Annotated in this window: 7 protein-coding genes; 2 read left to right on the top strand and 5 right to left on the bottom strand. The window is 58.7% G+C overall.

Going from position 1 to position 7,515, the window contains the following annotated elements:
• Positions 1–122: 122 nt before the first annotated feature.
• The 5 genes from ACZRMS_RS24970 to rloA all read right to left on the bottom strand — a co-directional run bounded on the left by ACZRMS_RS24970 (position 123) and on the right by rloA (position 5,513).
• Entirely contained in the window at positions 123–857 is a 735-nt protein-coding gene (locus ACZRMS_RS24970; protein WP_095003109.1) for a phosphoadenylyl-sulfate reductase, read from the bottom strand.
• A gap of 68 nt (positions 858–925) precedes the next feature.
• A complete protein-coding gene (pabB, locus tag ACZRMS_RS24965; RefSeq protein ID WP_463997491.1) occupies positions 926–2,269 on the bottom strand; it encodes an aminodeoxychorismate synthase component I in 1,344 nt (447 codons plus the stop codon).
• A gap of 186 nt (positions 2,270–2,455) precedes the next feature.
• Positions 2,456–3,439, bottom strand: coding sequence for an alpha-L-glutamate ligase-like protein (locus tag ACZRMS_RS24960; RefSeq protein ID WP_463997490.1), 984 nt, complete (start codon positions 3,437–3,439; stop codon positions 2,456–2,458).
• Positions 3,439–4,971, bottom strand: coding sequence for an osmotic stress tolerance membrane protein RloB (gene rloB, locus ACZRMS_RS24955; protein WP_463997489.1), 1,533 nt, complete (start codon positions 4,969–4,971; stop codon positions 3,439–3,441). The genes ACZRMS_RS24960 and rloB overlap by 1 nt, the downstream gene beginning before the upstream one ends.
• A 5-nt stretch (positions 4,972–4,976) precedes the next feature.
• Positions 4,977–5,513 carry a retropepsin-like aspartic peptidase RloA gene (rloA, locus tag ACZRMS_RS24950; RefSeq protein WP_463997488.1) on the bottom strand — a complete coding sequence of 179 codons (537 nt, stop codon included), beginning with the start codon at positions 5,511–5,513 and terminating at the stop codon, positions 4,977–4,979.
• A 279-nt stretch (positions 5,514–5,792) separates the two neighbouring features.
• On the opposite strand from rloA, the gene ACZRMS_RS24945 reads away from it, so the two are divergent.
• Together ACZRMS_RS24945 and prpB are read left to right on the top strand one after the other, a co-directional pair.
• Complete coding sequence (locus tag ACZRMS_RS24945; RefSeq protein ID WP_463997487.1) at positions 5,793–6,512, top strand: GntR family transcriptional regulator; 720 nt, start codon at positions 5,793–5,795, stop codon at positions 6,510–6,512.
• A complete protein-coding gene (gene prpB / locus ACZRMS_RS24940) occupies positions 6,509–7,396 on the top strand; it encodes a methylisocitrate lyase (RefSeq protein WP_060691065.1) in 888 nt (295 codons plus the stop codon). The genes ACZRMS_RS24945 and prpB overlap by 4 nt, the downstream gene beginning before the upstream one ends.
• The last annotated feature ends 119 nt before the right edge of the window (positions 7,397–7,515 follow it).

The raw sequence follows: 7,515 nt of genomic DNA, 5'->3' as shown, positions 1-7,515 counted from the left end.
AACTCGTTGGAATAGGACTTTCGCATCATCAAACACACCTCAGATTTGGGCGCAATCATAGCGCCCTATTGATGTGTCCGAATTCATTAGGCCAGTTCAAGCCCGCTCCCACAGGGAGGGCTTTAGTTCTTAGCGATCAGATTGCCAGCATGCAGCCCGCATTCTTTCTGCGTGGCTTCTTCCCACCACCAGCGGCCTTCGCGCTCGTGCTGGTTGGGCAGTACCGGGCGGGTGCAGGGCTCGCAGCCAATACTGATAAAACCGCGCTCGTGCAGGCTGTTGTAAGGCAGCTCCAGCATGCGGATGTAGCCCCAGACTTCTTCACTGGTCATTTGTGCCAGCGGGTTGAATTTGTACAGGGTGCGTTCGGGCGTCGAGAACGCGCCGTCGATTTCCAGTGCGGCCACCTGGCTGCGGGTGCCAGGGCTCTGGTCGCGGCGCTGGCCGGTGGCCCAGGCCTTGACGGTCGACAGTTTGCGGCGCAGAGGCTCGATCTTGCGTATGCCGCAGCATTCGCCATGACCGTCCTTGTAGAAGCTGAACAGGCCTTTTTCTTTGACGAACGGTTCCAGCTTGCTTTGATCCGGGGAGATCAGCTCGATCTGGATCTTGTAGTGCTCGCGCACTTGTTCGATAAATCGATAGGTCTCGGGGTGCAGGCGGCCGGTGTCGAGGCTGAACACCTTGACGTTCTTGTTGAGTTTCCAGGCCATGTCTACCAGCACCACGTCTTCGGCGCCGCTGAAGGAGATCCAGAGTTCGTCGCCAAAGTGTTCAAAGGCGAGCTTGAGAATGTCTTGCGGGGACTTGCTGGCGTATGTCGCGGCGAGTTCAGCGACGTCGAACGGATGGCTCATCAGGCGGCTTCCTACAGTGAATGGCGCTGGGCGCTCTCTAGTAGCGCGATCTTAGCAAAAAGCGCGGGCTACAGGGTTTGCAGCGTATCGAGCAGCACCTTCACTTTGGTGATCGACTCCTGGTATTCGTCCTGCCAGTCAGAGTCGGCCACAATGCCGCCGCCGCCCCAGCAACTGACGCGCCCGCCCTTGATCAGCAGGCTGCGAATCGCAATGGAGCTGTCCATTTCGCCGCGTACATCGAGGTACAGCAAGGATCCGCAGTAGATGCTGCGGCGCGTGGGTTCCAGTTCATCAATGATCTGCATCGCTCGGATTTTCGGGGCCCCGGTAATCGAGCCGCCGGGGAAGCTGTCGCCGATCAGGTCCAGTGCGTCTTTGTCTTCGGCCAATTCGCCGATAACACTGCTCACCAGGTGGTGGACGTTGGGGTAGCTTTCGAGGGCAAACAGCTGCGGCACGCTGACCGACCCGGTCCGGCAGGTGCGCCCCAGGTCGTTGCGCAGCAAGTCGACAATCATCAGGTTTTCTGCGCGATCCTTGGGGCTGGCCAGCAGTTCGGCGGCGTTCGCCGCATCTTCGGCGCTGTCCCGGCCCCGAGGTCGGGTGCCTTTGATCGGCCGGGTTTCCACCTGGTTCTGGTTGACCCGCACAAAGCGCTCCGGGGACAGGCTCAATATCGCGTTATCGTCCGGCAAGCTCATAAAGCCTGAAAACGGTGTCGGGCAGGCCGCCCGTAACGCGCAATACGCTGTCCAGGCATCGCCCTGGCAAGGGGCGCTGAAACGCTGGGTGTAATTGACCTGATAACAGTCGCCGGCCTGGATATAACGATGGATCTGCTCAAGTGCCTGCTCGTACTGGCTGGCGCTGATATCCGGCTGCATCGGTTGCGTGAGGCTGAACGGTTGATTGCTCAGGGGCGCAGGCTGGCTGAAGAGCTGCGTCAGGCGTTCGCGTTCACTGGCGTCAAGGCTTGGGTGGAACACGAGCTGGCTGCTGGCGTGTTGGTGGTCGCTGATCAGCGCCCAGGCATACAAGCCGAGTCGGGCGGTGGGCAATTGCAGGTCGTCGAGCGAGTGGGCAGGCAGTTGCTCAAGCAGGCGGCCGAAGTCGTAACTGAGGTAGCCGATCAGGCCGCCGGCAAACGGCAGGTCGTACGGCGATGGCAGTTCAGCCTTGCCGAGTTGATTCAGGCTGTCGCGCAAGCGTTGCAGAAAATCGCGCCCTGATTCTTGCGGGCGCACGGCCAGTTCTTCGAGCGGCCAGGCACTCATCAGGTCATAACGGCCACGGTCGGCAGTGGGGCGGCCGCTGTCCAGCAACACGGCGCCGGGCGCATGGCGAATGGCTGCAAAATAGTCGGCAGGGTTGGCGAGGTAGGGCAGCGGGTGTACGAAGCAGGTCAACATGCGAAGCAGATCAGCCATCGGAGCGGGGTGCAGATTGTAGTCCTGTGCAGGACTGCAAATCTACGTGACCTGCAGGAGCGGGCTTGCTCGCGATGGTATCGCCCCGGTTTGCCTGACAAACCGCGCCGATACTATCGCGAGCAAGCCCGCTCCCACGAGATCGTTGGGTATTGATCCCAAAATGGCTTATTCAGGCGGGTGAATATGCCCGAACAATTCCTGGGCAAAACGCACGCGCTCTTCCGGGGTTTCGGTGATGCCTTTGGCCGCCAGCTCTTCGAGGTGGGCTTCAACCGCGTGAGTACGCAGGGTCAGCCCGCAGTCGTTGGCAATCTGGATATTCAGGCCCGGACGGGCGTTGAGTTCCAGGATCAGCGGGCCTTTGTCCTGGTCCAGCACCATGTCGACACCGATGTAACCCAGGCCGCACAACTCGTAGCACCCGGCGGCCAGTGTCATGAAGCCGTTCCAGTTGGGCAGTTGCACGCCGTCCACTGCGTTGGTGGTGTCCGGGTGCTTGCTGATGATGTTGTTCAGCCAGGTGCCGCGCAGGGTCAGGCCGGTCGCCAGGTCGACACCGACACCGATAGCGCCCTGGTGCAGGTTGGCCTTGCCGCCCGATTGACGGGTGGGCAGGCGCAACATGGCCATGACCGGGTAGCCCATCAGCACGATGATGCGGATATCCGGTACACCTTCGTAGCTGATGCTTTTGAAGATCTGGTCCGGCGTGACCCGGTACTCGATCAGCGCCCGGTCACGGTGGCCGCCCAGGGAGTACAGGCCGGTGAGGATGCTGGAGATCTGATGTTCGATCTCCTCATGGCTGATGATCTTGCCCGAGACGGTGCGAAAGCGGTCTTCGAAGCGGTCAGCGATCACCAGGATGCCGTCACCGCCCGCGCCTTGCGCGGGCTTGATCACGAAGTCACTGCGGCCACCGATGATTTCATCGAGCTTGTCGATTTCTTTCTCGGTGGAAATCACGCCGTACATTTCCGGCACGTGAATGCCGGCCTTGATTGCGCGTTCCTTGGTGATGATCTTGTCATCCACAATCGGGTACAGGCTGCGTTTGTTGTACTTGAGTACGTAGTCCGCATTGCGCCGATTGATGCCCATGATGCCTCTGGCTTCCAGGGCCTTCCAGGTCTTCCAGAAGCCAAACATCAGGAGTCAGCCTTCAAGAACGCTTTGAAACGCACCAGCTCGGTCAGGCGGTAGCCGCGATAGCGACCCATTGCCAGCATGAAGCCGATCATGATCAGCAGGACTGCCGGGAAGGTAAACACGAAGTACACCAGCTCCGGGATGCTCATCACCAGGTAACCCAAGGTGGCTGCGAACAGTGTGCCGATCGCGACTTTCATGGCGTGCCCGCCACCTCGCTCCTCCCAGGTAATCGACAGTCGCTCGATGGTCATGGTCAGAATCACCATCGGGAACAATGCCACCGAGAGTCCGCGCTCCAGGCCCAGTTTGTGGCTGAACAGGCTGATGGCTGCGATCAATATCACCACGAACGTCAGCACCACCGACAGGCGCGGCAGCATTTGCAGTTTCAAGTGTTCAAGGTAGGAACGCAGCGTCAGCCCGAGTGCGGTAATTACCGTAAACAGGATGATGCCGAAGCCCAGTTGGGTTTCGCGGAAAGCCAGGGCGATCAGCACCGGGGTAAAGGTACCCAGGGTTTGCAGGCCGATCAGGTTGCGCAGGATCAGGATCACCAGCACGCCAATCGGGATCATCACCATGATCATGAAGGTTTGCTGGGTCTGTAGCGGCAAGCCGTACAGCGAGTATTCAAGGAAGTTGGCGTCGGTGTTTTCGTCCGTCAGCTTGGCCAGGCGAATGGCGTTCATTTCACTGTTGTTCAGGCTGAACGTGACGTTGGGTTTTTTACCGCCATCAACCGTGATCATCGGCTCATCGCCGATCCACCACAGCAGGCGATCATTGGGCAGGCCCTGCTCACCGGTCTCGGGGTTGAAGTACAGCCAGTCGTTGCCGTTAAAGCTGCGCAGCCACAACTCAGGGGTCTGCGGCTGGTCGGCCACGAGGCGGATGGTGTGGACCTTTTCCATCGGCACATGGGCGATGGACAGCAACAGTTCGATGACCTGCGCCTTGTGTGCGGTCGACGGGTCGCCCGCCAGCAGCAGTTTTACGTTGTCATCGTTGGGGTTGCTGACGCGCTTGATGGTCTCGCTGATAAAGGTTTCGACGTCGGCCGAGTGCTGGCGAATCGGCGCGAGCAATGCTTCTGCGGCGATTTTCTCCGGGCCTTCGACGGCGATGCTGTCGCGGAATACCGGGCCCTTGACCTTGGTCTTGTCGCCCGAGTAACGCTTGGTCAGCACCAGGCGGTAGTAGAGGGTTTGCTTGCCACTGACCCGGCGTGCCGACCAGGTGACCTTGCGGTTGCCATCAACCCGGTTGACGCTCACCCCGTAGTTATTGGAGATGAAGCTTTCGTTCAGGCTGACGTAGTCCCGGTTCAGCGGCGGTACGAACATCTGGATCTTGACCGGGTCTTTGGAGCTGGCAACAAACTCGACCTTGGCGTCGATGTTCCAGAGGTCGTCAGTAGCGTCCTCGGTGACAGGAATGCCGAGGACGAAAATCTGATAGGCCGTAATCGAAATGCCCAGCACCACAAGGATGGTGATCAATATTTTCAGGTGAAGGGTAAGAGCGCGCATTTCAATTACTCTGCGGTTTGAGCGTTGGCGGCGCAGGCAGGTTTGCCAGCAGCATATTTAAGACTCGGGTCAACCAGCGCATCAAAGCGTTTGAGCGCTTCGGAGCCGATCAACAGTGGGTATTGGAACGCACTTCTATCGGTCAAGTTCACTTCGATAGTGCGTAAAGCCTTGCCCATGCAGATTTCCAGGGAAATTACCGGGCGCGACGTGTAGTTCTTGTCGGATTCAGGGTCGTAATCACCCGAGCGGCGTTTGATCTTGCTGACCCGTGCCAGAGGGCGTTCGATGGGGTGCGCGTGGGCGTCATCAATGGCCAGGTAAAAACGTACCCAGCTCTCGCCGTTACGTTTGAAACGCTTGATATCGCGGGCGCTCAGCGAGGCCGTTTTGGCGCCGGTATCGAGTTTGGCAGCCACCTGCAAGTCAATGCCTGCCAGTTCAGCGTATTCGTTGAGGCCGTAAACGGTTTTTTCGGTACCCAGGCTCAAGCCCGGTACGCACAGCAGGCAAAGAAGGGTGTAGAGGGGAAAAAATTTCATAAATCGGTGCACGTCTCTTGCAAGCTTCAGTTCAAGGCGACTGGCAGGAGCGCAAGTGTCCTCGTGCGGCTGCCCTTTGGATGGGGCAGGGCGGATGCGGCCGGCATTCTAGCATGAAGGTTTTGTGGCGCCAGCGCCGAGGCGGTTCTCAAGGGATGCATGTGCTGTCGATTAAACCAAGGTCGAATGAGTAGATTGTCGACAATATCAATTTAGTCTTTGACTGTTTGTACATAAATGGCTAATTTTGGCGCTATTGATTTGCAAGGTGTCGACAATATGCTGCAAGCGCTAGAGCCAGTCACGATTGCCCAAGACGACTCGGAAACCCTGTCAGAGAACGTCTTCAGGCGTATTCAGGCGGCTATTGTCAAAGGCGAGATCGCCCCGGGCAGCAAGATTTCCGAGCCCGAACTGGCTCGCACCTACGGCATCAGCCGAGGGCCGCTGCGCGAAGCCATCCACCGCCTTGAAGGCCAGCGCCTGCTGGTGCGTATCCCTCATGTCGGCGCGCGGGTCGTGTCGTTGAGCCACGCCGAGTTGATCGAACTCTACGAAATTCGCGAGTCCCTTGAAGGCATGGCCTGCCGTCTGGCCGCAGAACGGATGAGTGATGAAGACATCGCCGAGTTGCGCCGCGTGCTCGAAACCCATGAGCGCGATGAAGCGTTCCAGGCCGGTGTTGGCTACTACCAGCAAGAAGGCGACTTCGATTTTCATTACAAGATTATTCAAGGCAGCGGCAATCGCACGCTGACCCAGATGCTCTGCGGCGAGTTGTATCAACTGGTGCGCATGTACCGCATCCAGTTCTCCGCCACGCCCAACCGTCCTCACCAGGCGTTTGCCGAGCACCACCGCATTCTCGATGCCATTGCCGATCGCGACGGCGAACTGGCCGAGTTGTTGATGCGCCGACATATCGGCGCTTCTAAACGCAATATTGCGCGTCACTACGAAGACGCCCAGCAGACAGCCACTCCACGAGGTGAGTCATGAGCAATAAGAACAGTCCAGGCCAGCGTTTCCGTGATGCAGTCGCCAGCGAACATCCTTTGCAAGTGGTGGGCGCTATCAACGCCAACCACGCGTTGCTGGCCAAGCGTGCCGGCTTCAAGGCGATCTACCTGTCGGGTGGCGGCGTCGCTGCGGGCTCTTTGGGTGTGCCGGACCTGGGCATTACCGGTCTGGATGATGTGCTGACAGACGTGCGCCGCATCACCGACGTGTGCGACCTGCCGCTGCTGGTGGACGTAGATACAGGTTTCGGCTCCTCGTTTTTCAACGTGTCGCGCACCGTCAAGTCGATGATCAAGTTTGGCGCTGCAGCGATCCACATTGAAGACCAGGTTGGCGCCAAGCGTTGCGGCCATCGTCCGAACAAGGAAATCGTCTCGCTGCAAGAGATGGTCGACCGTATTAAAGCTGCGGTCGATGCCCGTACCGATGACAGCTTCGTGATCATGGCGCGCACTGATGCGCTGGCCGTTGAAGGTCTTGAATCCGCCCTGGAACGTGCAGCGGCCTGTGTTGAAGCGGGCGCCGACATGGTGTTCCCTGAGGCGATCACCGAGCTTGAGATGTACAAACTGTTCGCCAACCGGGTGAAGGCGCCGATTCTGGCCAACATCACCGAGTTCGGCGCGACCCCGTTGTACACCACCGAGCAACTGGCGGGCGCCGATGTATCGCTGGTGCTGTACCCGTTGTCAGCATTTCGCGCGATGAACAAGGCTGCTGAAAACGTCTATGGCGCGATCCGCCGTGATGGCACCCAGCAAAACGTGATCGACACCATGCAAACCCGCATGGAACTGTACGACGCCATTAACTACCACTCGTTTGAGCAAAAGCTCGACGCAGTGTTTGCGGCAAAGAAATAACCGGACACTGATCCTGTGGGAGCGAGCCTGCTCGCGATGGGATCAGTGCCGTGCTTCAGGCAAACCGTGTTGCCTGAATCGCGAGCAGGCTCGCTCCCACAGATGAATGTATTGAACCT

Source organism: Pseudomonas sp. B424 (genome assembly GCF_055408345.1).
The sequence above is the reverse complement of the archived record's forward strand: the minus strand, read 5'-3'. Positions and strand labels throughout refer to the sequence as shown.